The sequence below is a fragment of the Methanomassiliicoccales archaeon genome (assembly GCA_013415695.1).
Taxonomy (GTDB): Archaea; Thermoplasmatota; Thermoplasmata; order Methanomassiliicoccales; family JAAEEP01; genus JAAEEP01.
On sequence record JAAEEP010000005.1, the window covers coordinates 64,867 to 89,577 of the forward strand.

Genomic DNA, 24,711 nt, shown 5'->3' on the forward strand with positions numbered 1-24,711 from the left:
AAAATTACATATTTAGATGAATAATGAAAAGAAACTCTACTTATTAACAGTGTAAATACTATGCAATGCAACGTTGTTGCGGAAACAATCGTTATATACGCGATAGGCTCTTCAACACTTAGGGATTCAAATGGGATATGAAGAATTATTCCCTGGAATTGACGAAAAGTGGCATGGAAATGCTGCTAAGCGATTTGCAAGTCCCTTCGTTGACGTCCCTCATGATAGGATAGACGTCGATCCCATTATACTGTCGCACGCGGCGGTAGCATGTGGTTATACGATAAGGGATTTCTACGAGAAACCCGAGCTAGGCATACACTGCGTGGGGTATATCTCTCAGCTATACGATCTGCTGCCTGTTACCCACTGGTTCTTCTCCCTTCCCTGGGTCACAGAGCTGGGACTCACCCTAGAGTATAAGGAGACTTTGCCTCCGATCTCTACCGGGCCCATCATCTCGGATCCAAGTGAGGTAGACAACATTGAGGTCGCAGGAACAGAAGATTTGAAGAAGGGTTGGACACTTCCAATGTTCTTCAACATCTACGATTACGTAGCTAAGAACCTCCCCCAGACGCTTGTACCCATCTCCTACGGTTTCGACCTGGTCGGTGCGGCCGCAGAAATCTGCGGTGTGGAGAACTTCATCATGTGGACGTTCACCGATCCTGAGCAGGCCGAGAAGCTGGTGAAGACATATGTAGACACATCAGTGAATGGTGCCATTGGAATGGCCGAGAGATACGGAATGGCGATGTTGATCGTGGGTTCCGTTCTCGCCAACAACGACATCTTCTCAGATGAGTATGTGGAGAAGTACTCTGCGAACTACATGAGGTACTATGTGAACGGTTGCTTCAGAGGCGGAGCTGGACCTCAGCTGTTCTACCACCTCTGTGGAAACCACCAGACCGACTACAAGGTCTTCAAGGACAAGCTCATCTGGTCGCCCTTCACAGTGTTCCACGTTGGATACAAAGGCAAGGATGTGTTCCCCTCCGATCTCCTTAGGGAGGAGTTTGGCAAGTACTGTACGGTCATGGGGTCAGTTGACACCAAGATCATGATCAATCCGAACCCGAAAGCAGTCTACGAGCAGTCAAAGGCACAGATAATTGGCGGCCGAGACTCTCCCAAGGGCTACATCCTTGGCAACTCTTGCGAGTGCCCGCCCTACACCATACCTGGTAACCTCTTGGCGATGGTCAAAGCCGCCCGAGATGTCGGGACCTATGGTACGTGGTGATAACATGGGATGGTTTAGCAAGAAGAAGGAAACAAAGGCGCCAGAAAAAGGGGTTGGAAAGATGAACGTCATCATCCCAGATAATGTAAAGGAGACGATTGCGCAGAGGGGGATCAAGCCGGAGGATGTAACGGCAGTCATTGAAACGGCAGAAGCTACCAAGAGAAAGCTCGCTTCCAAGGATGGATCTCGGTATATCGCCAAGAAGATTATGGGTGATGTCACAGTCTATGCTGACTACAGCATGACTGGGGGCAGTGCAACCTTGAACTCCGCCTACTCCCACAGGATGGTGATAGGCGAGGTCATGAACGCAACCCATGATTCGGATTGGACCTGCACAGACTGTGGAGGCATAGCCAAACAAGGCCACGTTAAGATGACCTACATGACCGTGGAAAGACTAGGTCCTGCGGTCATTTGCCCACACTGCAGTGATGCTTGGGCTGAAGAATATCTTGCAGCCTTAACCCTCGCAGCAGTTGAGGGACTCTTCGAAAAGAAGAGAGCCTGATAGCCCAATGGCCGCTCATGCGGCCATCCCCACTTTTTTTTCTTTTTAATAATACATCATACAGAATTCTTCAGAATCTAATATATTCTCTAAAATTCTTCTTGATAGGGAAGTTGTCATGGTCTTCTGTCCAAAGTGTGGGGAGAGTCTAGACGAAAGTTGGGAGTACTGTCCTTCTTGTGGGCATCAGCTATATCTGACTTGCCCTCATTGCCATGCTGATATTCATCCCGGCTCAAGATTCTGCTCCAAATGCAGCAACCCAGTGAGCTCGCAAGACCCGATCAAACCCTCGTCTCCTCCTGTAGTAACTTACCAGAAAAGTAAGGGGGACGACATGTGGATCCTTCTCATTCTGGGCATCATCTTTATTCTCGTTGGGTTGCTCATTGGAATATGTTTCTTCGTGGGAATCATCATGATGGTGGTGTATGTCATCATCGAGTTCTCGAGGAAACCCGCTGAGAAATAATGGGATGCGGCCGCCGGGATTTGAACCCGGGCTTGAGGCTTGGGAAGCCTCAGTCCTAACCACTAGACTACGGCCGCCTTTGCACTAGATTCACGAACTCAACCTTAATTCTTTTTACCCCGGCCATTTGGTTCTAGGGTTGTGTGAAAATGTTAGAATCAGCGAACCGTTTCCAGTTGACTGATGATGTTCCATATGAGGGTGCGACCATGCAGAGGGATGTTGGGATCATTCGCCAGCTCATCAAGGATGAATATCGCGCTTGCCGCCCGGACATCAAGTGCCTCATTCTCCTGAAGGATCCTCTCCTTTGCCTCTGTGGCGCCCCTTCGAATGTTCCTGGGGACAGACGTGTCCTCAGCGAGTTGGTCTAAGACCTCTATAATTTGCTTAAGCTTTACTCCCGTTTCCATACTTCCACCTCCAATCGATGGTGTCCTGATTACTCATTCTCCCCGTTTTCAATGGGTTCGAACCGCTTCTCGCCCCTCTCCTTGAAGGTAGTTACAACCATCAGGGTCTTAATGTCCTTTATCCCTTCAATGCTTGAGATTTTCGCGATGAGGAACTTCTTCAGCTGGTCATAGGTCTGGAATTTGACCTTTGCAATAATATCCGTATCCCCCGTCACGAGAAAGACGTCCTCCACTACCTGATACTCTGAGACCTTCTCGGCAATGGTATCCGCTTCTTTGGTATCTACCTTGAGAGTGATGATCGCAGAAACTGCATCGTCCCCATAATAGGTGGACATAACTGAATCATATTCCGATTTGTTTTGAGTCATGCCAACTCCTCCTTTAACTTCGCGCGGGAGCAAGAGGTAGCCAAGCTGCAATTGGTCAAAGAAGCTTAAACCCAAGGGTTTGGAAGCCATTCAGATAGCGGTCTCGAATTCCTCTTGGAGGTCCATTATCACTTGTTCCAGAACCTCTTCCAGGCTTGCGCTTCGGTATTCTCTGAGGCCCCCAAGGTCGCTCTGAACTCTTGCGACATAGGAGGCATTATCTTTGAGGAACTCAACATTGCAAAGCGTCTCTTCCATCTTCCTTCACCTCTAGCCAACATCCCGCGAGAGTTGACGATATTCGGGGGATACGCGGTTTCATATTTAATGATTTTTCTTCATGAACCATAAAACTCAATATTGCCCAGTTGCCATAATCGGGATTCGATATCTATTTCACCCCTGATTTCTGGAATTTCTTGCCGGCCATCATCTACTGAGCAATTGTCTGGCTATGATCATCCTCTGAACATCCGAAGTTCCCTCATAGATCTCGGTTATCTTCGCATCCCGATACAATTTCTCGACTCTTGAACCCTTAAGATAACCCCTTCCTCCCAGGATGGTGAGAGCGTCACCACTGACCTTGATGGCGACATGAGATGCAAGTAACTTGGCCATTGCCGGATCCGAGGGAGACGCCGAACCTTTCTCCATCCGCCAGGCTGCCCTTATTATCATTGACTTGGCCGCCTCGATTTCTATTGCCATATCCGCCAGTCGAAACTGAATTGCTTGAAAATCAGATAGAGGCCTCCCGAATTGTTCCCTCTTAGAGGCGTACTCAAGGGCATCTTCCAGAGCCGCCTGCGCTATTCCAAGAGCCTGGGCGGCTATGCCCAATCTTCCCATGTTCAGGGACCAGAGCCCGATCTTGAACCCCTCTCCCTCTTTACCCAGCATGTTTTGGATCGGGACTCTTAGGTTCTTCATTTGAAAGGACATTTGCTGCGATCCCCTCATGCCCATGCCTTCCAATACCGCCTCCGTGACAAGGGCATTATCAGGAGCCCTAACCAGGAAAGCGCTGATTCCCCTTGTCCCTTTTTCGGGGGATGTCTTGGCGAAAACTAGGATCATCGAGCTCTTTCCCATGTTCGTTATGAACATCTTGCTACCGTTGATGATGTATGAATCATTCTCTCGATTTGCCGTTGTGGATAACGACCCCGCATCAGTCCCAGCACCGGGCTCGGTCAGGGCAAACGACCCCAGCCACTCCCCGCTAGCGAGCTTTGGAAGGTATTCCGTCTTCTGCTCCTCGCTGCCAAAGTGAACCAGTGGAGAACATATCAGGGAGTTGTTCACGGAAATGGTGAGAGCGACCGAGGGGGATGCCTTGGATATCTCCTCGATCGCTAGAACATAAGATATGAGGTCTTTACCCATTCCACCATACTCTTTAGGCGTGATGATTCCTAACAAACCCATCTTTCCTGCCTTGGTGATGACATCATCTGGAAACAAATCCTTCTCATCAATTTCTCGCGCGACTGGTAATACTTCTTCCTCTGAGAAATGTCTCACCTTATCCCTAAATGTCCGATGCCCTTTGGTCAGATCGAGGTCCATCCGCACACCCAAATAAACACTGATGTGGGGAATAGATAAAACCTATGAGGCATCATTCCTCAGAAGTCACATCCAGAATCATGAATAAAGCATCCTCTGGCCCCTTTCTTCCCTTACTGTAGTAGTCTTTTAGCAATCCCTTTACCTTGAACCCCTCGCTCAGGTAGAGATTTATGGCTGGGACATTGGATACACGCACCTCTAGGGAAACCCTATCCCCTCCACTTTCTTTGACGTGCCTTCTTACAGCACCCATCAAGGATTTTCCCACTCCCTGATTCCTGCTTTCTGGGATCACAGCTATCGAGAGGAGCCTTGCATTGTCATTGTCCTGCCTCATTATTGAAGCATATCCCAGTATCTCATCATCTTCCTCCGCCACCCAATTATGGAATTTATCTTCGGTGAGTAGCAATATGAGAACTCCTCTCTCAAACCGGTTGGACTCGAAGCTTGCCACCTCCACTTGCTCGATTCCTGCGAGATCAGCAGGATCGGCCTTCCGGATGTCAACCACATTTCAGGATATCCAGCCCGAACTATATCTTAATGCCCTCATATTGGAAAATTGCCGGTTTCGAGGTCGACGGAACCGAAAGGAAAAGATATTAGAATGCTGATGATGAGCACGATGTCCGGTCCAGTCAGGATTGCGGAATTAACCGATCACGAACCGGGTTCCGAGGCCATCGTCAGGGGATGGATCTTCAGGACCAGGAGCAGCGGCAAGATCACTTTTATCACCCTCCGAGATCAGACTGGCATCATTCAGATAACCATCAAGAAGGGAAACCTTCCCAATGGCGAGTTCGAAGCGGCCAGGGCCGCTTCCATAGAATCCTCGGCGATAATCAAAGGCGTCCTGTCCGAAGATGAAAGAGCACCAGGTGGCAGGGAGATGCAGGCTAACTCGTTCAGAGTGGTGGGTACTGCGCTTCCTTTTCCCATCACCGAGTACCAGAGTGAGGAACTCCTTCTCGACAACAGGCACCTCTGGGTTAGGTCCAGGGAGCAGAACGCCATAATGAAGGTCAAGGCGAGCGTTCTGGAGGGGGCGAGGGAGTGGCTTAAGGAGAATGATTTCGTGGAGGTCACCCCACCCATATTCACCACAAACGCTTGCGAGGGGGGAACCACGCTTTTCAAATTGGACTACTTCGGTAGGGATGCTTACCTAAGTCAGAGTGCCCAGATGTATCTTGAGGCTCTCTGCTTCTCACTGGGGAGGGTCTACTCACTCACCCCTTCATTCCGAGCGGAGAAGTCCCGGACTCCAAGACATCTCGCGGAGTATTGGCACCTTGAGCTGGAAGAGGCCTGGGTGGACAACGAGGGCAACATGGATATCCAGGAGCAGCTTGTCATTGCCATGCTGAGGAAGGTGCTGGATGATAGGAGAGATGAGCTGAAACTTCTGGAAAGGGACATCGAGCCCCTTGAAGCCGTCGAACCTCCTTTCAACAGGATCACTTATTCGAAAGCTGTTGATAGGCTTAGGGAGAACGGGATGGAGATCTGTCACGGGGATGACCTGGGCACTCTCGAGGAGAGGGCTCTCACCGAAGGCCAGCGGCAACCGGTCTTCATCACCTCCTTTCCCAAGAAGTGCAAGGCATTCTACATGAAGGAGGATCCAGACGATTCCTCCCTTTACAAGTGCGCTGACCTCCTGGCCCCGGATGGATACGGTGAGATCATTGGAGGGAGCGAGAGGGAGACCGACCACGATCTAATTGTGGAACGGATGCAGGAGGAAGGCATTCCAATGGAGCCCTATCAGTGGTATCTTGATCTGAGAAATTATGGATCGGTCCCGCATTCCGGCTTCGGTCTCGGTGTGGAAAGGGTGGTCCGCTGGATTTGCGGGCTCGAGCACATACGGGACGCCATCCCGTTCCCCAGGACCGTCACCAGGGTCTATCCCTGAGATGAGAACCTTGCCATATGGAGGACGAAATCGCGATACCTCTTCAGGTCAACCTTGCTCACCCACTCGTCCACGATGTGACAGGTACCTGGCTTCCCGGGTCCGCATATGATGATCTCACGGTTGTGCATGTAGAACCTCGATGCTTCCGTGGCGAAGGCCGCTGAGTACATTTTGGTATCCAGAAAATCGACAGCCTCTCTTATCAAACTCGATGATTCCGCGGCCTCGAACGAGTCAAGCTCAGCAATAGTCTCGATCTCGTAGTCCTGATCTGCAAGTCTTTCTTCTATTGATGTTCTGACCAACTCAATAGATTCCCATGGCGGGAACCTGACATCGATCTCCGCACTGCAACTCTCCGGGATCACGTTATTCTTGGCGCCTCCATTGATAGTGGTGATAGAAGCAGTCCGCTCTTCCGTGAAATCCATGGGAGACGTCAGCATATCGTCCAGTCTTGAGATTATGCGGTGCATCTTCATGATTGCGTTCTCGCCAAGCCAGGGCTGGCTGGAGTGCCCCGCTTTCCCCTTGGTGGTGATTCTGAACCTATAGACTCCCTTCTCTCGGGCGACAATCATCATGCCGGTGGGCTCACCGATCAGGATCCCCCTGGCCTTTTCCAAGACATCGAGACCACTTAGCTCCAGGGCTCCGAACATTCCCTCCTCCTCGTCCGTTGTTAGGAATATCGAGAACGGGACCCCCTCCTCCACCAGGGTCTTGGCCGCGTCCAGGTTGGCGGCCACTGCCCCCTTCATATCGGAAGCCCCCCTCCCGAATATCCTATCACCTTGAATCTCCCCTTGTCCCCTGGACCAACCATCTCCTACGGGAACCGTATCTAGGTGGCCAGAGAGTATGATACCCCCCTCACCGAACGATCCCCATAAGGCTGGAGTGTCCCTGGGACCGGTGATTGAGGTCTGCAAGCCAAGCTCTTCCAGTCTTCCCACGGTATACTTGATTATCGGGCCCTTGTCCGATCGGTTGTCACTTCCTATCTCCATCAGTTCAAGCAGGGTTTCGACAAGATTGTCCCTCATTTACCTCCTCCCTCAAATTATGAATCCAAACTGGGAATACAAACGACTGATAATAGGCTTGAGCGACCACTAATTAGTTTCCGCTCATTCCAACAGGCTTTCAAGTCTCTCCCTGAGCACCTTCGAAGGGATGTCAGGAAGCGATATGTAGGTGGTCCTGCCCCCCGAGGCATCACCAGCGACCTTGGTTTCTATAAGGCCTTGGTTGGAGAGATCCTGTAGGTAGGACCAGAACTGTGTGTGCCCTCGAGACCTCTCACCGAACTCCTCAGTTGCGATGCGGTAGTTCTCCTCGACCTCTCCGGTGGTAACATATGCGCGGTCCTTCATGGTTCGCGCTATGGCCAGAAGGACCACCTTTCTCTGGGTGTCGAGCTCCTCTATCCTGGACTCTGTGACCACACTGTAGGTCAAGGCCTTGGCCGCCCTGACATGTTCGGCATCGACCAGATCAGTGCCTTCCTCCTCCGCCAGCATACCGGCCTTTTCAAGGAGCTCTATGGCGAATCGCGCATCTCCCCATTCCGAGGCTATGTCAGCTATTAGGTCCAGGGAATCATCCCTCACTGTATCCTGGAAGAAGGCCAGCTCCACTCTGTCCGTGATGATGTCCTTGAGCTCATCACTGCTGTACCGATCGAAATTGATGGCGTTAGCCCTCCGAAATGTAGAGAGAGACGCCGGATCCAGCATATCGAGCACGTATCTCTGGGACACAAGGATGAGAGAGATGGAACCCTTTCCTCCCACAGTCTCCTCGTCGAACCTAGAGAGGTTGTATATCAGATCCCCTGATCCTTTCTTGAGTAGAACATCAGCCTCATCAAGGACGACTATGAGATGGAGTTTCTTCTTGTTGACGTGTCTCCTGATGGCCCTGAGCATCTCGGCAGATGAGAAGCCTCGGTCAGGATATCCCTCGTCGAAGTGGGTGACCAGGCGAAGTAGCACGGCGTTCTCCGAGCTCCGCTGCCGGCAATTCACGACCAGAAAATCGATAGCTCCACCGCGCTTTCGGTATTCATCGGCGAAGTCAAGGCAGAACCGCTTGGTCATCGCCGTCTTTCCCGTCCCGACGCTGCCGATGAGGAACGCTGTCTGAGAGGCTCCGCCCTCGAGCACGGGCCGGAAAAGCATCCACATTCTCTCCCATTGGGTCTCTCTGTGGACAAGCCTCTCGGGAACGTAATCGAACGAGAGCTTTGACAGGTCCTTGAACAATCTGGACCTCTGGCCGGGGTATTCGTTCATCAACTCCTCTTCACCCTGATGAAACCTGAGCAGGGAATTATTGAGACGCCCTGTTCTTCAATGTTATCCATGATGAGATTCATGCCCAACGAGTCGGAGGCCATGTGCCCTGATACCACAACGTTGATGTGGTTCTTCTTCGCTTCTTCGATGTGGTCGTCGGGTATGTGCATGCACACTACCGTGCCCACACCAGCTTGGGAAAGTTTCTCGTAGACTTCCTTGGGCCCGGAGGTTCCACCGGTCATCTTGACCGCCACCTTTCCAGCGCTTCGTTCTTTGTCCCCTACGAACACCTTGGGTCCAGCGTTCTCTTGGATAGCAAGGTCGAACTCGGGTATCTCTCCCAGCAGGTCGATTACATCCTTCACCTTATCCGGTGCCTTCTCATCGAACAGATTCTGAAGATGGGTCTGGACATGGTTATCGCATGGACTGTGCAGGCACATGAACGGTATCTCCAGCAGACGGCAAGCATCCACGGTCTGGTTGTAATTGCGGGGATGGACCCGTCTCATGACCTCGTTTATCCTAGGTGCGAAAATACCCTCAGCTACAGTGATGCCTATGCCCAGTTGTTCAAGCATGTTCTCCTGCATGTGCATCACCTCCCAGAAGTTGGGTGCTGCCTTTCCCAGAGGATGATGGCCAATGATAGCCTCTATCCTTGTGCCCCTATCCCGAAGGCGATCGGCTAGGACCACCTCTCCTGGGGTGATGTCGATGCCGACCATAACGGTATTGATCTCTTCCTCGCCCTTTCCCACCAGAAGCCTGCTGTCAGCATAGGGGTTGAAGAATGCGTCGATGTCGAAGTACTCCTTCTCCTTTCCCTCCAGCTTGTCGTACTTCTCCTTGGCCCGGGCAAGCACTTTCTCGATCTCATCCCTTGAGCGTGGATCGGCCTCGATCCCCATCTCGATCGCGGTCCTGTAGATTTCCTCCAATCTCATGCCAATCGAGCGCATACCTTCGTGAGATTATATAATGGTTGTTTACACACTCCAGAGGAAAATGAGTTATACGGGAGGGAACGTTGGTATGACTGGTAGAGATGAACGGAATCGATATCGAATCACTTCTTAAGTCTACTCTATCAATCCAGACCGAGGATCTTCTGGTCGAGGCGATGAAGGATCTTGTGAAGGATGAGATAAAGAGGTACGTGAGACAGAAGCTCGAGGAGAACCCCCGCCTCAAGGCGGAGGCCAAACAGATCATCAAGGACCTTATCGAGGCCAAGATGAAGGAGACATATGCACTCATGCGGCTTGGCAAGGTGACCGCCGAACTCGGAGTTTCCATGGTCCCAGATGAGATGAGGGAGCAGATGGAGAAAGACCTCGCTAGACTCCTTGAGAAAGAGGTCATGCGCGTCATAGAGAAGATGTGAAGCCGCCTCTGTCGAGCGTCATCGAAATCTCGTCGACCTCCGAACGATTCGGAAGATCCATATGATTGAGGCATGGAGCTAGAGCGCCCCTTCTTTCAATTTAAAAATCAGAGAATGGGGAAGGGTTTTGTGGGCAGGGGAGTGATCCCCTGCGGAAGGTTTGGAGGGACAAGCCCGATCAGCCGAATAGTGCGCTGAGACCAGCGGCGGCTTCCTCTTCGCTTACCTCTTCTTCCTCCTCGTCTTCCTTTTCCTCTTTCTTTGGCTCCTCGCCAGCAGCGGGTGCCCCGCCAACAGCCGCGGCCGCAGCCGGAGCTGCAGCGAACGCGGTGGTGGCGATGGCCTCATCGATGTCGATACCCTCTAGGGAGGCGGTAAGCGCCTTCACCTTAGCGGCGTCGGCCTCTATACCAGCGCTCCCCAGAATATTGGTGATCGCATCATCGGTGATGTCCTTCCCAGCGGCGTGGAGAACCAAAGCGCTATAGATATATTCCATATCTTAACCTCCTTTATCATCCGAACAGGGCGCTGAGACCAGCAGCGGCCTCCTCCTCGCTGACCTCTTCCTCCTCGTCTTCCTCATCCTTGGGTTCCTCATCCTTATCCTCATCCTTGGGCTCTTGCGGTGCGGGCGGTGCGGCGCTTAATCTTGCGCTCAATTTCTCGTCCGCGAACTCAGGGAACTTGGAGGCGAGGGCCAGCATGTGGGAGTCCGCCTTGGTCAATAGTATCTTAATGCTGTCCCCAAAGGGTATCGCGGCTTCCACAGCGAGGTTAAGCGCCTCGCGGTAGGCCTTCGATATCAGTATAGGCGTGATCTTTGCGGTGGGGTAGACTATCCCAACACCTAAGCTCAGCGCGTTACTGGCAGCACTTGCCAACATTGACGGGTAGTAGTCAGGTGGAATGTCGAGGACCTCTCTGTCATAGACGATTCCATCTTCGAAAGCGGCCAAAAGGTCAAGCCCCACTGTCATCGGCATGATGTCCAGACGGGGAAGTATCTTGGCTATGTTCTCTGGAATCGGCTCGCCCTTCTCCACAAGCTTCTTGTCTTTCTTGATGACGATCTTTCCGCCATCGATGGCGGCGGGAATACCCACCTTCTGCAGCTCACCCACTATGGGGCCCGGAGGGAACGAGGTTGGACCAGCCTTCACCACGATGTCCTCGGGGGCTATGTCCCCGGGCTTGGCGGCAGCTGATGCCATGGTTCTCTCCATCTGGTTAAAGAGCTTGAAGGGGTTCATATCCGTAGCCACGACGGCGCACTGACCATCGACCATCTCCTTCAGGCCATCCAAACCGTCCTTGTCCTGGGCGACTTCATCGAGGGCTATTCTGATCAGCTTGTTCCTGGTCATCAGGAGTTTCGCCGTTCCTCTTAGATCGGCCCTCATCTTCTGAATCTGCGGCCCTGGTATTCCATGGACGTTCACAATGGCCACGACGGGGTTCTCGGTCATGATCGTTTTAAGATCGCTCACCATCTCTTTTTTCCAAGCAGCCACATGCGCCATATCGACCCTCCTACATCACCTTCTCCGCCGGTCCCATTGTCGTCTTCACGTAGGCGGAAGCGATGTTCATCGTACCTCTCTCCAGCCTGGAGGCGACCCTCTTGATCACGGAATCGATATTATCTGCTATCAACTCAGGATCCATCTCCACGTTACCTACGGGAGTGTGGAAGGTCATCTTGTCCTTACTTCGGATGGAGATGCTTCTGTTCAGGTTGTCGATCATGGGCTTGGGGTCTGCACCTGGTGGTATTGGCTTGGGCATCTTGCCCCTGGGACCAAGGACGATACCAAGCCGCTTACCGATGGTGGGCATCAAAGGAGCCTCGGCAATGAAGTAGTCAAACTCATTTGCCACCTTCTTCGCCTCCTTCTTGTCGTCGGCGATGGTGCCAAGCTCCTCGGGTGTGATCACACGGTCGGCGACGTTCTTAGCTTTCATTGCAAGCTCGTCGCTACCGAATACACATATCTTGACCGATCTGCCCCTACCGTGAGGGAGAATGATGTCTTCCTGTATCCTGTTCTTGGGAACGGAAAGGTCCACATCCTTCAGGTTGATGGCCAAATCGACCGATTCAATAAAACCACGCTTCTTTCTGCTCTCTAGAGCCTTCTTGACGGCTTTTACGGTCTCTTTGTCAGCCAACGTTATCCCTCCTGTAGTGCATACGAGCCAACGGCTCTCCTACAGCGGTGGGTCTCCAATAATAAAACTCCCGTTTATAAGCTTTGTGTATCAGGAGGTGAGCACTTCGTCGTACTCACCATCGCGAATCAGCTTCTGCATCTCCTTTGCCGTTTTTCCTTCGATGTTGATACCCATGGATACGCAGGTTCCGGTGACCTCAAGGACTCGTTCCTTGACGGTCTTTCCAAGCAACGAGTCCCGTTTCATCTCAGCGATCTTCATTGCCTGCTCCATGGTGAGGTTTCCGACCTTGTCCACCCTTGTACTCCCAGAGCCCTTGGCGATCCCAAGTTCTTTGACGATCAGTGCGGAAGTGGGGGGTGTTCCAACCTTGATTTCGAACTTCTTTGTGGCCGGGTCAACGATAACCTTGATCGGCACTTTCATTCCGGCGAAGGCCTTGGTCTTGGCATTGATTGTCCCGATGATCTCCCCGATATTCACTCCAAGGGGCCCGAGTGCCGGGCCGAGTGGGGGACCTGCGGTTGCCTTGCCACCGTCAACAAGAGCCTCGATAGTCTCTGGCATTTATTCATCTCTCCTTTTCTAGAACCCTGACATGATCTCCCCTTACCGTAACGGGGATGGGTACCATGGCTTCGAACAGCTCGACGGTAATCTCTTCCTTGTTCTCGTCGATCTGATGTACCCTTGCCTTCTCGCCCTTGAACGGGCCTGCGACCAGCTCAACTACGTCACCTTCCATAATGCCCGAAACCAGGGGCTTGGGGGTCAGGAAGTGGTTGATCTCCTCAAAGGTCGTCTCGCCATCCACCAGGCCTCTGGCCTTTCGGACACCCTTTACCGTTTCCTTGAGCTGATCGGTGTTCATGCCCTCGATGAGCACATAGCCTCTTAGATTGGTCGGGGAAAGAATGGAGAAGATCCCGCTCTTTCCCGCCTTTGCTTTACTGTAAACACTGTCCGCCACATTCTTCTCGTGGCCGATGGAAGTCTTGAGTGCGAGTACCGACTGTCTAGCCTTGGCGGAGAACGCAATTGTGCTCCTGTCCATGGGGTTTCCTTCGGGCCAAGTTTCGATAGTGATGGTCAATTGGTCACCGAACGAAGCTCCTTTGGGAGCCTCAACGCCAAGTTCTAGTTCCATGGGTTTCCCCTCAAGCTGGACCTCGATATGGTCCTTACTCATATCATCGGTCCATATATCTCCCATGGCGCTGCTCAGGCTAACCGACCACTCAGCGGCGCCCTCGACCTCAGAAGCAACGTCGACGCCAATTGACAGGACCGCCTTCACTCGCTTCCCCTCCCGTTCTTGGAGTTGGAAGTTCCAGCTTGCCTTGCCCGCGGCAGGGACCAATTGCTGGGCGGCATCACCCGTGAATCCCACCGAGCCGGTCATGTGGCTCTCTGGGAACGAGTTTTCCTTCTCATCATCGAACATAAGATCAATCCTCAGAGTGAGCAGTGTTAGCTGAACAACCCGGGAATTGAAGACCAAATCAGATAGATGAGGAACCCGAGTCCGCCTATCAATATCAGTCCCAGACCCGTGACCTCGATGACCCTGATGAACTCCTCGTTGGTGGGCTTGCGGGCCATCTTTAGTACCCTTCCGTACTTGCCCTTGCCCAGCCGCCTAGTCCGATCCTCGATGTCCTTCTGGACTTCCCAGGACTTATCCACGATGTCCATTGTAACAGCTCTCTATAAGCTCAAAGCCAATTCGTTCCAATATTAAATACTTTGTCAGCTAGGATATATAGTTCTTCATATCCGAAAGGTTTGCTAGCCCTTTCAACGGATGAAGTCGACATCAACGTCCTTGGCGGTCCTTATCTCTCTGGGACCCAGTATGTATTTGGACTTGACCCCCGTGATAACAACCATCACCCGCACCTTGTCTTCCAAAGTGGGGTCAACGGTGGCACCCCAGATGATCCTGGCGTTGGGGGCGATCCTGGATTGAATGACCTCCGCTACCCTCTCGGCCTCAGCCACGGACATGTCCGCTCCACCGATGACATTTACAAGTGCCCCGGTAGCGGTGCTGATGTCCACATCTATGAGCGGGGAGTTGATCGCTTCATCGACCGCTTCATCAATGCGATCCTCGTCCGATCCCTCTCCAAGACCGATCATAGCTACGCCTCCTCCCTTCATGATCGTCCTGAGATCGTTGAAGTCAAGGTTGACCAGCCCGGGCTTGGTTATGAGCTCGGTGATTCCTTTGATCCCTCGCATAAGTATCTCGTCGGCCACTTTGAATGCCGCGTTCAGCGAAAGTCTTGGAACGATCTCTAGAAGCTTGTCGTTGGGTATGACGATCACGGTATCGGCGACATTCCTCAGGCGTTCCATTCCCCATTCGGCATTCTCCATCCTGATGGTTCCTTCTGCTTTGAAGGGGGATGTGCAGATAGCGACCGTAAGAGCACCAAGCTCTTTGGCCAGCTGCGCTACGAATGGTGCAGATCCCGTTCCGGTGCCGCCACCAAGACCTGCGGTGATGAAAACAATGTCTGCACCGGTGAGCACCTTCCTGAGATCCTCCTCGGCCTCCCTGGCGGCTTCCTCGCCGACCTGGGGAAGCGCTCCGGCACCTAGCCCACGAGTGCTCCTTCTACCCAGGAGTATCTTGTTGGGAGCCCTCACAATAAGGAGATGTTGCGCGTCGGTGTTAGCCGCATATAAATCCGCCCCAATTATTCCCGCATCAACCAGGCGATCGATGGTGTTTGAACCGCCACCTCCACAGCCGACGATCTTTATGTTTGTCTTCAGGCCTGAGAGTATCCTCTCAAGCTCCTCATCGGCGGCTGAGTATTCCTTGTAGGTTGGCACCTCCTCAGTCATCTCACCCACACGGGAAAGTGCGTCATTGACCAAAGACTTCATTCTGAATTCCTCCTGGGCCCCAATCGTTCCTCAAAAACTGGACCAACAGCCCAGTTACAGAGGGCTTACGTGCATTGCCACTTTAATAGGTTTCGGTAGCCCTATCTAAAGGTGGACTGGCTATGCCATCTTAACGGGGATTAAGATGGTAAGGTGAAAGGAAGGGGCAAGATTCCGCTCGCCCCCTTGAGATTGATTTGAGATTATCGCACCAGGTCGACCTCTGCACCCTTCAGGTGAGTGGGTGCCGTGCTCCTGCCCATTATCTGCTGGCTCTGGACACCGGTCATGACCACCATTACCCTCATCTTATGTTCCAGTGCGGGGTCTATAGCGGCACCCCAGATGATCCTGGCGTTGGGTGATACCCTCTGCTGTATCTCCTCGGCTACCTTCTCTGCCTCGGAGACGGTCATGTCCTGACCTCCAAGCACGTTCACCAGAACTCCGGTCGCGGTGCTGATATCCACCTCTAGAAGCGGTGAGTTTATGGCCTCCTCTATGGCATCCATCGCCCTATCTTCGGCGTGACCGTCGGCCTCTCCAAGACCGATCATAGCTACGCCTCCTCCCTTCATGATCGTCCTGAGATCGTTGAAGTCAAGGTTGACCAGCCCGGGCTTGGTTATGAGCTCGGTGATTCCCTTTATGGCGCGCATCAGCAGCTCATCCGCCACCTTGAATGCGGCTGTAAGCGAGAGTCTGGGAACAAGGTCTAGAAGCTTGTCGTTGGGTATGACGATCACGGTATCGGCGACATTCCTCAGGCGTTCCAAACCCCATTCAGCATTCTCCATTCTGTAGCGTCCCTCTCCCTTGAAAGGTGTTGTTGTAATGGCCACCGTCAGGGCGCCCATGTCCTTTGCGATACCGGCTACTACCGACGCTCCTCCGGTGCCGGTACCCCCACCCATTCCAGCGGTGATGAACACGATATGCTTGTCCTGCAGGTACTTCCTGAGATCCTCCTCTGCCTCCCTGGCGGCTTCCTCGCCGACCTGGGGAAGCGCTCCGGCACCTAGCCCACGAGTGCTCCTTCTTCCAAGCAGTATCTTCTTAGGCACGTTGATGGCAAGCAGGTGTTGGGCATCGGTATTGGCTGCGATGACCTCTGCTCCAGCCACGCCCTCGTCCCAGATCCTAGCGGCCGTGTTGCTTCCGCCGCCTCCGACACCAACTATCGCGATATTGGTCTTGAGCTTCTGTAGCACTTCGATGAGTTCTGCCTCGAGTGAACTGTTGTGTGAGTATGGACCCTGCGTTTCCTCGTAAACCTGATTCCCGCCCTCTCTGGCCAGGGCTTCCTCAACCAATGATTTCATTCCCTTCACCTTTCAAGATTAAAACGCGCGCTCTTTGCAGTAGAGACGTGCATCCCATTCGTTCTGTTCATTGAGAATTCCGATATTTATATTTTCGTCAAGCAATGGAGTTTCCGGCAATAGTCTGGGCAAAACTTCTAACAGTAATCAATGATATGATGTGAGGACATGAGGAAAAGAGCCGATGCAAGGTTCACGGGAAAGGTTCAGGGAGTCTACTTCAGAGACTTCACCCGCAGATACTCGGATGAGTTGGGGGTAAAAGGATGGGTGATGAACTGTCCCGATGGCACCGTTCAGGCCGTTTTCGAGGGCGAGGAGTCGGACATACTCGAGGTCGTCAGGCGCCTCCGGGAAGAACATCCAATCGCTCGTGTGGACGAAATCGATCTCAAGTGGTCTGGGTTCACTGGCGACTTTCGGGATTTCGAAACAAGGTATTTCGACCTATAGCCTAAATTCCAGACCATACACCCTCTCGGGGTTATCCTTGTGTATTTTCCAGGCGTCTTCCTCTGATAGAAGACCGGATTCGATTAGCCCCTTCGTCCTCTTTGGCACAGTCTTGATGTCCATTACAGCTCCCGGCCTCTCCGGATCATCGAGGAAGTCGGTCTCCATCAGGAACCTCGTGCCCTTCTCCAGAGCCTCTCTCAAGGCCGGCCTGCTGGAGAGGACCGAGGGGAAGAGCCCATGGTTCTCCTCCTCCAAGATCAATGGTGGGGAGTAGTGCTTCACCACCTTCTCTCTCTTCAACCCCACGGAATCTGCCATAAGAGCGAATTCCAACATCTGTTCCGGCGTCGAGTGCTCGGTGTGAATCACGACGGCGCAGTCAGCCTCACGCGCCAGTCTCATACCGTAGATCATTATCTCGTTTGATGTCTCCCAGATCTCTTCCGAGACCGGGAAGTGAGGTCTACCGATCTCTCCAAGCGCTATTGCCTCACCATCAAGAACTAATTGTTGGGCGATCTCCATCCCCCTCATCATGATGTCCTTGGCCTTCTCCAGGCCGTGTCGCTCGGAAAGGCCGAGAAGAAGAACTGGATATGGGCCGAGCGTGGAGTGCAATCTCACTTCAGTTTCCTGATTGCATCTCTCCGCAATGCCAGTTGTGATGAGGTAGGAATCCCGGAAGTCCTCAGCGTTCCTTATGGGCACCTCACCGTAGGGAAGATGGGAAAGTATTGCATGGGTTCCACCCATGCGCTGAAAATCTTTGACTGCCTCTATATTTCTTCCCTTTGGTTGAAGGTGAATATGATTGTCCAGTATAGGAAATCTCATGCCTACCTGAGCAGACCAGCAGCCCTGAGTTCCTCGGTGATCTTGGCCACCGCGGCTTCAACATCCTGGGGCTTCCTGGCACCTGTGCACACAAGCTTTCCGGATCCAAAGAGTAGGACAACGACTTTAGGCACATCGATCCTGTACACGAGGCCCGGAAATTGCTCGGGCTCGTACTCTACCTTCTCCAAACCCAGTGAGATAGCAATGGCATTGAGGTTGATCTCCTGCTCAAGGTCTGAGGATGCTACGATGTTCTGGACTTCAATAACTGGTTCGATTGTAATCTTGATTCCAGCATTCTCGACCTGCTTCGCCACCTTGCTGATAGCGACCTTGACGTCATCGAGGCTCTTTGCACCTGTACAAACGACCTTTCCGCTCCTGAAGAGCAGAGTGGCTGTCTTGGGCTCTTTGAGCCGATAAATGAGTCCAGGGAATTGCTCGGGCTCGTACTCGGCGCCTTCCAAGGCGAGGGCTATGGATTGTAGGTCGAGCTCCTCACCGAGCGATGTCGACGCCACGACGTTCTCGATCTTGATCTTGGCCATTAGGTCACCGGGGCGGTATTTAAATACCCATTTATATACCTTTTGTGTTCTGGCAGCCGTTCCATTAATATTAGATTAACATTCTTAAAACATATATTTAATTGAACATTCAATATCAAAGGCAAAATTATTTAAATATCATTTTTTGAAAGGCAGGTCTCACGATAATCTGGAGACATCCAAATAGGATTGATCAATGGTCAAATCCCTCCCCTTCAACGATTAATTGAAGGACGGAGCTGCCTAATGAGAATAGATGGGGGATTTGAAACAGCGGGCTTCCCAAGGACAATCTGGCTGAGATGAAGAGCGTTCTCAATTGGTTTCGACTCCATGCGGGCCTACTAGGACTCGCTTCCCCGGGTCCTCGTAATGTTCCACCTTAATGCTTACGTCTGGCTTAATGCCGGCTATTGCAGGCAGGACATGGTTCAAAATCTGCTCGGCAGTCGCAGGGAACTTTCGACCACGCGTACTCACTTTGAACCAACCGCTCTTATCTTTATAATAGAACTCTACTGAGTTCTTGCTGCTGATTGTGATGACGTAGCTCTCATTGGTCAGGTTCATGATTATCTTCATCACATGCCTTCGTATCAAGTTGTCCTCTTGTCCTTTATAAGCTGTTATATTCCTGCGAACGACAAGGTTGAAAACCAAAATCGGGAGAATTTATTACCGACACTAGTCTACCTGTCGTCAGAATAGCCAGTATTACGAAACCAACAACAAGTTAACAGAGCAACACTTGCGAGAAGATTATATACATATACTAACATAATGACAATTGTCCGACGGTGTATCTAATAGCGTCGGACAAACGCGCGCGAAGAGTTGTATCATGACAGATACAGAGAGGATTACTGTCAGGATTCCTTCAGAAAAGCTGCTAGCATTGCAGACACTTGTGAAGGCAGGGGCTTATCCTACAGTTTCCGACGCCATCAGATCGGCCATCGAGAGCTTCGTCGACAAGCACTTCACTCCTGATTATATTGAACGGATCACGGTGGAGCTGCCCAAGGGCAACGTCATCGAGCTGGAGGGGCTGGTTAAAGATGGCGATTCTATATCAGTCGATGATGCGATAAGGAACGCGGTCAGAGAGTATATCAGGAAGCGGATAACCCGCGCCATGGAAGAGATGAAGTGAGCCCCCGTTAGGGATGCACGGGGTGATGGCAGTGCAATGGGACCAATACGGTGACGAATACCTAGAGGAAGAGCTTCGCCCGCTGAGGATACTCGTCATAGGTTGTGGTGGTGGAGGATGCAACAGCATCAACCGCCTCAATCGGATCGGTATCGAAGGAGCTGAGACTATCGCCATCAACACTGACAAGAGACATCTCAGGACGATCAAGGCCGATAAGAGGCTTCTCATCGGACCGGAGGTCACCCGGGGATTAGGGGCGGGCGGAAATCCCGACATTGGAATGCATTGCGCTCTGAACGCAACGGGCGCTCTGAACCACGTTCTCCAAGGAGCAGATCTCACCTTCATAACAGTTGGAATGGGTGGGGGTACCGGCACCGGCACCGCTCCTGTGGTGGCCGAGATGGCCAAACGTCACGGGTCACTGGTGATCTCAATAGCAACGACTCCTTTTGGTTTCGAGGGAAACAGGATGGATACCGCGTCGAAGGGACTGAGGCGTTTGGATGTCAACTCCGATACCCTTCTGATTCTGGACAACAACCGCCTGTTGGACATGGTACCCAATCTTCCCGTGGAGCAGGCACTGGGGGTTATGGACCTTCTCATCTCCGAGATCATAAGGGGGCTCATCGAGGCAATCACCCAGCCGTCCCTCATCAACCTGGACTTCGCCGATCTTTGCAGCATCCTCAGCCAGGGTGGCATCTCCACCCTGCTATACGGGGAGAACTCGGACCCCGAGGGGGTTGTGGTGGATGCCTTCAACAATCCGCTTCTGGACATCGATCTCAGCGGGGCCACGGGAGCTCTCATCCACATAACAGGAGGGAGCAATCTGACCCTCAGAAGAGTGGAAAAGGTCATCAAGGGAATTTCCCAGTACCTTGATCCCAGGGCCAATCTCATTTGCGGCACCAGGATTGACGAGGCATATGAGGGGCAGATCAGGTTAATGGCCGTAATTACTGGTATAGCAGACATTGCAGAAGATTCGGCCTTGGAGGACGAGATCGAGGTCGACCAAGAGATCGAGAGCGCCCTGGTCCGGTATGATCCTTGAAATTCAGGAACCATCAAGAATCGAGATCCCAAAAGATCAGGAGGATCAACGATTATCTTTTTCCTTCCTTATGATCTCCGCAGCGTCTGCCAGAACGCCCATGATCGTGTAGAACTCCCACTTGGTGGGCACCGCCCTTCCCATCAATCTCCTGAACATGACCTCCGTCTTCTCCCGGCGGAAATCGGGGTAATCAATAGCATCAAGTAGGTCTGCGAAGAACTCGAAAAGTTTCTCTCTCTCAACATCAGAGGCCTCTGGTGGTGAGGGAACTTCGGCCCCCAGTAGGCTCAGCTCATACAGGACGATGGCAACCGCGTGGGAGAGATTTAGGATGGGATACGCATCGGTTGAAGGGATGTGTACCAATAGGTCGCATCGGAGCAACTCTTCCTGGAATAGGCCAAGGTCCTCTCTGCCGAAGAGCAGGGCCACTGTACCATCGTATTCCTCCATCTTCCTGGCGAACTCTCTTGCTGTGATTGGTATGCGAATGAAATGCTTCTCCCCTGGGGTAACTATTCCCGATGTTCCCACGACCATCGATACTGAATCCAGGGCCTCGTCAAGCGAGGCCACCACCTTCGCCTCGTCCAGAATGTAGTTGGCGTGCTTTGCCCTTTTACGCGCCTCATCGGTTATCTCGCAGGGATCAACCAGCCGAAGATCCTTGAATCCGAAGTTGCCCATGACCCTTGCCACCGCCCCAACGTTTCCGTCGATCTTGGGGTTGACCAGGACCACCCTGAACCTTGGCATGTTCTCCTCGGAAGTCTTATAGTGATTTCATACTTTCTAAGGACCATGGTATGGAGAGCAGCGGTCAAGATCGCTTATGACGGACGCAGTTTCATGGGGTCTCAGAGGCAGCCGGACCGGTACACGGTCGAGGGGGAAGTGATCAGGTCCATCCAGAAGATCGAAGCCGTAGATTCCCTACCGCAGTCCAGGTTCAAAGCCGCCTCAAGGACAGACCGGGGGGTGAGCGCCCTTGGAAACGTGGTGGCATTCGATACAGACTTTGACGAGAAGCAGCTTATCAGGGCTCTCAATGGGGTCTCGAGTGATGTGTACTACTACGGGCTCGCAAAGGTCCCAACTAGCTTCTCTCCCAGGCGGGCCAGTGTGAGGTGGTACAGGTACGTCCTTCCTTCCGAAGGAATCGATGTGGACATGGTACTCAATGCAGCCTCGCTTCTTCAGGGAAAGCATGATTTCAGGAGTTTCTGCAAGAACGACGACCGGACCACGGTAAGGGTCCTCAATGAGGCAAGGGTGCTTCCTTTAGGAAGCTACCTGGTGATCGATTTCAAAGCCAGGGAGTTCCTCAGAAACATGGTCAGAAGAATGGTGGCCGCACTGGAATCGGTGGGAACGGGCAATGCTACCATCTCCGAGGTGGAGCAAGTCTTGGAGGGGGACGAATTTTCCTTCGGGCTTGCTGACCCCAAGAACCTATGTCTGATGGACATCGAGTACCAATTCGATTTTGAGATTCAGTACCCTAAGACCCTTAAGAGGAAAATCATTGAAAAAGAGGAGGACGCTTTCCTAAGGCTAGATTTCTACAGGGAATTGGCCATCAGATGTCTCCCAGTCGATCCTTGAGCGTCAATCGGGGCTATTATCATATTTAAAAATAACTGTAGCATGCTCAGATAGTCTTTTTATAAACCAATATTTATGATTCTACACTCCGTAGCTTACTGATCAAATGGGGAAAGGTCCGCGGGGCAATGTTCGCAGGGTTTGATCGATCCTGCGAACAACTATTTTTTCCCCTTAAGCGATTCGGTGTTGTGCTGATCGCGTTATCAGGTACCCCGGGCGTGGGAAAGAGCACGGTCGCCACAACCCTTTCTGAGAAGGGACTTGTGGTGGTTGAGCTCTCCCGAGTAATCAAAGAAAAGAACCTTATGGGCGCTTTCGATGAGGCCAGAGGGACATACGAGGTGGATGTGGATAGACTGGACATCGAGATTTCAGAGTTTCACTCGGGTGATCCCTTGATACTTGTGGGTCACCTCTCACATCTTCTCTCAGTTGAGCTGATAATCATCCTGAGATGCAGCCCCTCGCTTCTTAAAGAGAGACTATCTGGAAGGGGATGGGGCGAGTCAAAGGTCCATGAGAACATGGAGGCTGAGGCATGTGATGTCATCCTGATCGAGGCGCTCGATTCAGGTGTGGAGGTGTGCGAGATCGACACCACAGATCTTTCCCCCTTGGCAGTCGTGGACGCGGTGGAGGAGATCCTCCAGGGGGAAAGGGAGAAGTACGCACCAGGGAATATCGACTGGAGCGAGGAGGTGCTTGGCTGGTTCTAGATTCGAAGAGAAAGAGTGCCGATCCTTTCCTGGAACCCTTTGCCAGGAAGCTCGTTAGAGTCGATCCCAACGCTGTCTCAGCCATCGCCATAATCCTCGCGTTCTTGGCGGGGCTGGCCTTCTACTTCAGTACCGAGAACTGGGAACTGCTTCTTCCTCTGGCAGCCATTCTCGTCATAGTGAGCGGTTTCCTCGATGCTCTGGATGGCAAGATCGCAAGGCTCGCTGGTAAGGCATCGAAGAAGGGGGACTTCGTGGATCATGTGCTGGACCGCTACGCAGACGTGTTTATGATCGGCGGAGTGGCCATAAGCGCATGGTGCAACCCTTTCGTGGGTATTCTAGCCATAGTAGGCGTGCTGCTGACAAGCTACATGGGGACACAGGCCCAGGCCCTTGGAGCTGGCCGTCTGTACGCGGGTCTTCTTGGCAGGGCGGACAGGGTGATGCTTCTCACCGTAATTCCATTGATCCAGTGGGCCGTCATGTTCTACTCGACGGGTTGGTTCACTATCGGTTCGTTCACCTTCTCCATCATGGAGCTAATGATGATCTACTTCGCCGTAGTGGGGAACTTCACCGCGGTGCAGCGTGCGGTCACAGTATGGAAGAGACTGGGCAAGCAGGATCAATCCTGAGATTCCTCCTTCACTTCAGCCTTATCCTCCTGCGCATCTTCGACATCCTGCCTTTTTCTGGATTTTATCCTGTAGTAGGTCAAGGGGTGGTTAACCTTGGGATGTCGGCACAAAGAATCAGCATCGAAGCAGATGCCATAGCTCTTCATGGTAGAGCACTCGGGCGGCGTGTACTCGGTACCAGAGATCTCTCCAGTGATGTGCTCTATCTGGTACCTGCTCTTTGATGGGTCAAAGTCAGGAGATTCGGAGAACAGCCTCATGATATCCTCTGAGGAGAGGCCTATGAAGTTAAGGAATGAGGTGAGCGCGAATCTTCCGGTGTGTGGAAGGTTCTCCCCAGCCTGGGCCATCGCTACTAGCCGCTTCATGCAAGGTGGGAACTTGACGATGCTCGCTCTGCCGAAATCCTCTGCCTTGAAGCTTTCACGCCAGGTCTCTACCATAGCCTTCAGCTTCCTCCAATACTCCCGGAGAGAGATCAGGATCTGGTCGTTGACATCCATGGGGAGCTCTTCCTCCAGCCTATCTTGGAGTGCCTGCTGGAGCACCCTGCAGAACTTTGACTTGGAGAGGAATACGAAACCCTTGAAGAGCTCGTTGTTCACCAGCTTCCACTCTTTGCTCCTGATCCTAGAGGTGAATCGAAGGTAGTCAGTGAACCTTATCCTGAGGGTTCCGTCCACAATCACCGCCCTTACATCGAGCTGTTCGGCCACCTGCACGATGAATTCCAGGCTTTCCTCCCTGAGGCGACCGTTCATGGCCACCGCTTCAGCGAGAGCGTATCTTTTGATCAGGAACGGATCGGGAACGCTTGACACCAGCATTCTTGCGATGGGGTATGACAGTATCTCCTGCACCCTGTCGAGCTCGGTGGCTATGGGTCGGTTGGAAACCTCTCCCTTCTCCAGCGCATCAAGTGCTCGAGCCATGCCCCTTTCCCTGGCCTCTTCGTAAGCTATCCCCTCCAGAAGCTCTTGGATAGACACACCATAAGATCTCACGAATTCGGAGGCCTCCCTCAAGAAAGGAAACCTGGCCAGGTTGCGGGCATCCATTAGTCGAAGAATGGTG

At 52.4% G+C, this 24,711-nt stretch carries 31 protein-coding genes and 1 tRNA gene; 11 read left to right on the forward strand and 21 right to left on the reverse strand.

Features of this window, described 5'->3' with window-relative positions; genetic code table 11:
• Nucleotides 1–247 precede the first annotated feature (247 nt).
• From GKC03_03795 to GKC03_03805, 3 genes are all read left to right on the forward strand, one after another.
• A complete protein-coding gene (locus GKC03_03795; GenBank protein ID NYT11659.1) occupies nt 248–1,249 on the forward strand; it encodes a hypothetical protein in 1,002 nt (333 codons plus the stop codon).
• 4 nt (nt 1,250–1,253) lie between these two features.
• Nucleotides 1,254–1,763 (forward strand): hypothetical protein, encoded by a 510-nt coding sequence (locus GKC03_03800; protein ID NYT11660.1) that lies wholly within the window; start codon nt 1,254–1,256, stop codon nt 1,761–1,763.
• Between the two features lie 118 nt (nt 1,764–1,881).
• Entirely contained in the window at nt 1,882–2,235 is a 354-nt protein-coding gene (locus GKC03_03805) for a zinc ribbon domain-containing protein (protein NYT11661.1), read from the forward strand.
• A gap of 5 nt (nt 2,236–2,240) precedes the next feature.
• On the opposite strand, the gene GKC03_03810 is transcribed toward GKC03_03805, so the two are convergent.
• The 5 genes from GKC03_03810 to rimI form a co-directional block, all read right to left on the reverse strand.
• A tRNA-Gly gene (locus tag GKC03_03810) sits at nt 2,241–2,312 on the reverse strand.
• An 81-nt stretch (nt 2,313–2,393) separates the two neighbouring features.
• The gene (locus GKC03_03815) at nt 2,394–2,648 is read right to left on the reverse strand and encodes a UPF0147 family protein (GenBank protein NYT11662.1); all 255 of its coding nucleotides are present in this window, start codon (nt 2,646–2,648) and stop codon (nt 2,394–2,396) included.
• Nucleotides 2,649–2,677: 29 nt separating this feature from the next.
• On the reverse strand, nt 2,678–3,022 hold the full coding sequence (locus GKC03_03820) for an Lrp/AsnC family transcriptional regulator (GenBank protein NYT11663.1): 345 nt from the start codon (nt 3,020–3,022) through the stop codon (nt 2,678–2,680).
• Nucleotides 3,023–3,451: 429 nt separating this feature from the next.
• Complete coding sequence (locus GKC03_03825) at nt 3,452–4,594, reverse strand: acyl-CoA dehydrogenase (GenBank protein ID NYT11664.1); 1,143 nt, start codon at nt 4,592–4,594, stop codon at nt 3,452–3,454.
• 52 nt (nt 4,595–4,646) lie between these two features.
• The gene (rimI, locus tag GKC03_03830; GenBank protein NYT11665.1) at nt 4,647–5,111 is read right to left on the reverse strand and encodes a ribosomal protein S18-alanine N-acetyltransferase; all 465 of its coding nucleotides are present in this window, start codon (nt 5,109–5,111) and stop codon (nt 4,647–4,649) included.
• 114 nt (nt 5,112–5,225) lie between these two features.
• On the opposite strand from rimI, the gene asnS reads away from it, so the two are divergent.
• Nucleotides 5,226–6,521 (forward strand): asparagine--tRNA ligase, encoded by a 1,296-nt coding sequence (asnS, locus tag GKC03_03835; protein NYT11666.1) that lies wholly within the window; start codon nt 5,226–5,228, stop codon nt 6,519–6,521.
• Here asnS and GKC03_03840 read toward each other — a convergent pair.
• The 3 genes from GKC03_03840 to GKC03_03850 form a co-directional block, all read right to left on the reverse strand.
• Nucleotides 6,512–7,570, reverse strand: a complete 1,059-nt coding sequence (locus GKC03_03840; protein ID NYT11667.1) for a M20 family metallopeptidase — start codon at nt 7,568–7,570, stop codon at nt 6,512–6,514. The genes asnS and GKC03_03840 overlap by 10 nt on opposite strands.
• 84 nt (nt 7,571–7,654) lie before the next feature.
• Nucleotides 7,655–8,821 carry an AAA family ATPase gene (locus GKC03_03845; protein NYT11668.1) on the reverse strand — a complete coding sequence of 389 codons (1,167 nt, stop codon included), beginning with the start codon at nt 8,819–8,821 and terminating at the stop codon, nt 7,655–7,657.
• Complete coding sequence (locus tag GKC03_03850) at nt 8,821–9,774, reverse strand: NGG1p interacting factor NIF3 (protein ID NYT11669.1); 954 nt, start codon at nt 9,772–9,774, stop codon at nt 8,821–8,823. The genes GKC03_03845 and GKC03_03850 overlap by 1 nt, the downstream gene beginning before the upstream one ends.
• A gap of 101 nt (nt 9,775–9,875) precedes the next feature.
• On the opposite strand from GKC03_03850, the gene GKC03_03855 reads away from it, so the two are divergent.
• Entirely contained in the window at nt 9,876–10,214 is a 339-nt protein-coding gene (locus GKC03_03855) for a hypothetical protein (protein ID NYT11670.1), read from the forward strand.
• 178 nt (nt 10,215–10,392) lie between these two features.
• On the opposite strand, the gene GKC03_03860 is transcribed toward GKC03_03855, so the two are convergent.
• From GKC03_03860 to ftsZ (GKC03_03895), 8 genes are all read right to left on the reverse strand, one after another.
• Nucleotides 10,393–10,713, reverse strand: a complete 321-nt coding sequence (locus tag GKC03_03860) for a 50S ribosomal protein P1 (protein NYT11671.1) — start codon at nt 10,711–10,713, stop codon at nt 10,393–10,395.
• A 16-nt stretch (nt 10,714–10,729) separates the two neighbouring features.
• Nucleotides 10,730–11,737 carry a 50S ribosomal protein L10 gene (locus tag GKC03_03865; GenBank protein ID NYT11672.1) on the reverse strand — a complete coding sequence of 336 codons (1,008 nt, stop codon included), beginning with the start codon at nt 11,735–11,737 and terminating at the stop codon, nt 10,730–10,732.
• A gap of 10 nt (nt 11,738–11,747) precedes the next feature.
• Nucleotides 11,748–12,386 (reverse strand): 50S ribosomal protein L1, encoded by a 639-nt coding sequence (locus GKC03_03870; protein NYT11673.1) that lies wholly within the window; start codon nt 12,384–12,386, stop codon nt 11,748–11,750.
• A gap of 90 nt (nt 12,387–12,476) precedes the next feature.
• Nucleotides 12,477–12,956, reverse strand: coding sequence for a 50S ribosomal protein L11 (locus GKC03_03875; protein ID NYT11674.1), 480 nt, complete (start codon nt 12,954–12,956; stop codon nt 12,477–12,479).
• A 4-nt stretch (nt 12,957–12,960) separates the two neighbouring features.
• Nucleotides 12,961–13,443, reverse strand: a complete 483-nt coding sequence (locus GKC03_03880) for a transcription elongation factor Spt5 (protein ID NYT11675.1) — start codon at nt 13,441–13,443, stop codon at nt 12,961–12,963.
• A 416-nt stretch (nt 13,444–13,859) separates the two neighbouring features.
• Nucleotides 13,860–14,084 carry a protein translocase SEC61 complex subunit gamma gene (locus GKC03_03885; GenBank protein ID NYT11676.1) on the reverse strand — a complete coding sequence of 75 codons (225 nt, stop codon included), beginning with the start codon at nt 14,082–14,084 and terminating at the stop codon, nt 13,860–13,862.
• A gap of 102 nt (nt 14,085–14,186) precedes the next feature.
• Nucleotides 14,187–15,287 (reverse strand): cell division protein FtsZ, encoded by a 1,101-nt coding sequence (ftsZ, locus tag GKC03_03890; GenBank protein NYT11677.1) that lies wholly within the window; start codon nt 15,285–15,287, stop codon nt 14,187–14,189.
• 203 nt (nt 15,288–15,490) lie between these two features.
• The gene (gene ftsZ, locus GKC03_03895) at nt 15,491–16,609 is read right to left on the reverse strand and encodes a cell division protein FtsZ (protein ID NYT11678.1); all 1,119 of its coding nucleotides are present in this window, start codon (nt 16,607–16,609) and stop codon (nt 15,491–15,493) included.
• 168 nt (nt 16,610–16,777) lie between these two features.
• Here ftsZ (GKC03_03895) and GKC03_03900 point away from each other — a divergent pair, with 168 nt between their 5' ends.
• The gene (locus GKC03_03900) at nt 16,778–17,062 is read left to right on the forward strand and encodes an acylphosphatase (GenBank protein ID NYT11679.1); all 285 of its coding nucleotides are present in this window, start codon (nt 16,778–16,780) and stop codon (nt 17,060–17,062) included.
• Here GKC03_03900 and GKC03_03905 read toward each other — a convergent pair.
• The 3 genes from GKC03_03905 to GKC03_03915 all read right to left on the reverse strand — a co-directional run bounded on the left by GKC03_03905 (nt 17,057) and on the right by GKC03_03915 (nt 19,050).
• On the reverse strand, nt 17,057–17,899 hold the full coding sequence (locus tag GKC03_03905; protein NYT11680.1) for a metal-dependent hydrolase: 843 nt from the start codon (nt 17,897–17,899) through the stop codon (nt 17,057–17,059). The two genes, GKC03_03900 and GKC03_03905, sit on opposite strands and share 6 nt — an antisense overlap.
• A gap of 2 nt (nt 17,900–17,901) precedes the next feature.
• Nucleotides 17,902–18,450: a TATA-box-binding protein gene (locus GKC03_03910; GenBank protein ID NYT11681.1), complete on the reverse strand. Its 549-nt coding sequence runs from the start codon at nt 18,448–18,450 to the stop codon at nt 17,902–17,904.
• Between the two features lie 315 nt (nt 18,451–18,765).
• A complete protein-coding gene (locus GKC03_03915; GenBank protein NYT11682.1) occupies nt 18,766–19,050 on the reverse strand; it encodes a hypothetical protein in 285 nt (94 codons plus the stop codon).
• A gap of 241 nt (nt 19,051–19,291) precedes the next feature.
• Between GKC03_03915 and GKC03_03920 the strand changes: the two genes are divergently transcribed.
• Nucleotides 19,292–19,603 (forward strand): CopG family transcriptional regulator, encoded by a 312-nt coding sequence (locus GKC03_03920; protein NYT11683.1) that lies wholly within the window; start codon nt 19,292–19,294, stop codon nt 19,601–19,603.
• A gap of 25 nt (nt 19,604–19,628) precedes the next feature.
• Nucleotides 19,629–20,669 carry a cell division protein FtsZ gene (ftsZ, locus tag GKC03_03925; GenBank protein NYT11684.1) on the forward strand — a complete coding sequence of 347 codons (1,041 nt, stop codon included), beginning with the start codon at nt 19,629–19,631 and terminating at the stop codon, nt 20,667–20,669.
• Nucleotides 20,670–20,714: 45 nt separating this feature from the next.
• Here the strand turns inward: ftsZ (GKC03_03925) and GKC03_03930 are convergent, their stop codons facing one another.
• Nucleotides 20,715–21,407 carry an RNA methyltransferase gene (locus tag GKC03_03930; GenBank protein NYT11685.1) on the reverse strand — a complete coding sequence of 231 codons (693 nt, stop codon included), beginning with the start codon at nt 21,405–21,407 and terminating at the stop codon, nt 20,715–20,717.
• A gap of 66 nt (nt 21,408–21,473) precedes the next feature.
• On the opposite strand from GKC03_03930, the gene truA reads away from it, so the two are divergent.
• The 3 genes from truA to GKC03_03945 all read left to right on the forward strand — a co-directional run bounded on the left by truA (nt 21,474) and on the right by GKC03_03945 (nt 23,634).
• Nucleotides 21,474–22,277: a tRNA pseudouridine(38-40) synthase TruA gene (truA, locus tag GKC03_03935; GenBank protein NYT11686.1), complete on the forward strand. Its 804-nt coding sequence runs from the start codon at nt 21,474–21,476 to the stop codon at nt 22,275–22,277.
• A 191-nt stretch (nt 22,278–22,468) separates the two neighbouring features.
• Entirely contained in the window at nt 22,469–22,996 is a 528-nt protein-coding gene (locus GKC03_03940) for an AAA family ATPase (GenBank protein ID NYT11687.1), read from the forward strand.
• Nucleotides 22,987–23,634 carry a CDP-alcohol phosphatidyltransferase family protein gene (locus tag GKC03_03945; protein NYT11688.1) on the forward strand — a complete coding sequence of 216 codons (648 nt, stop codon included), beginning with the start codon at nt 22,987–22,989 and terminating at the stop codon, nt 23,632–23,634. The genes GKC03_03940 and GKC03_03945 overlap by 10 nt, the downstream gene beginning before the upstream one ends.
• On the opposite strand, the gene GKC03_03950 is transcribed toward GKC03_03945, so the two are convergent.
• Nucleotides 23,625–24,695 (reverse strand): DNA primase large subunit PriL, encoded by a 1,071-nt coding sequence (locus GKC03_03950; protein NYT11689.1) that lies wholly within the window; start codon nt 24,693–24,695, stop codon nt 23,625–23,627. The genes GKC03_03945 and GKC03_03950 overlap by 10 nt on opposite strands.
• Nucleotides 24,696–24,711 lie beyond the last annotated feature (16 nt).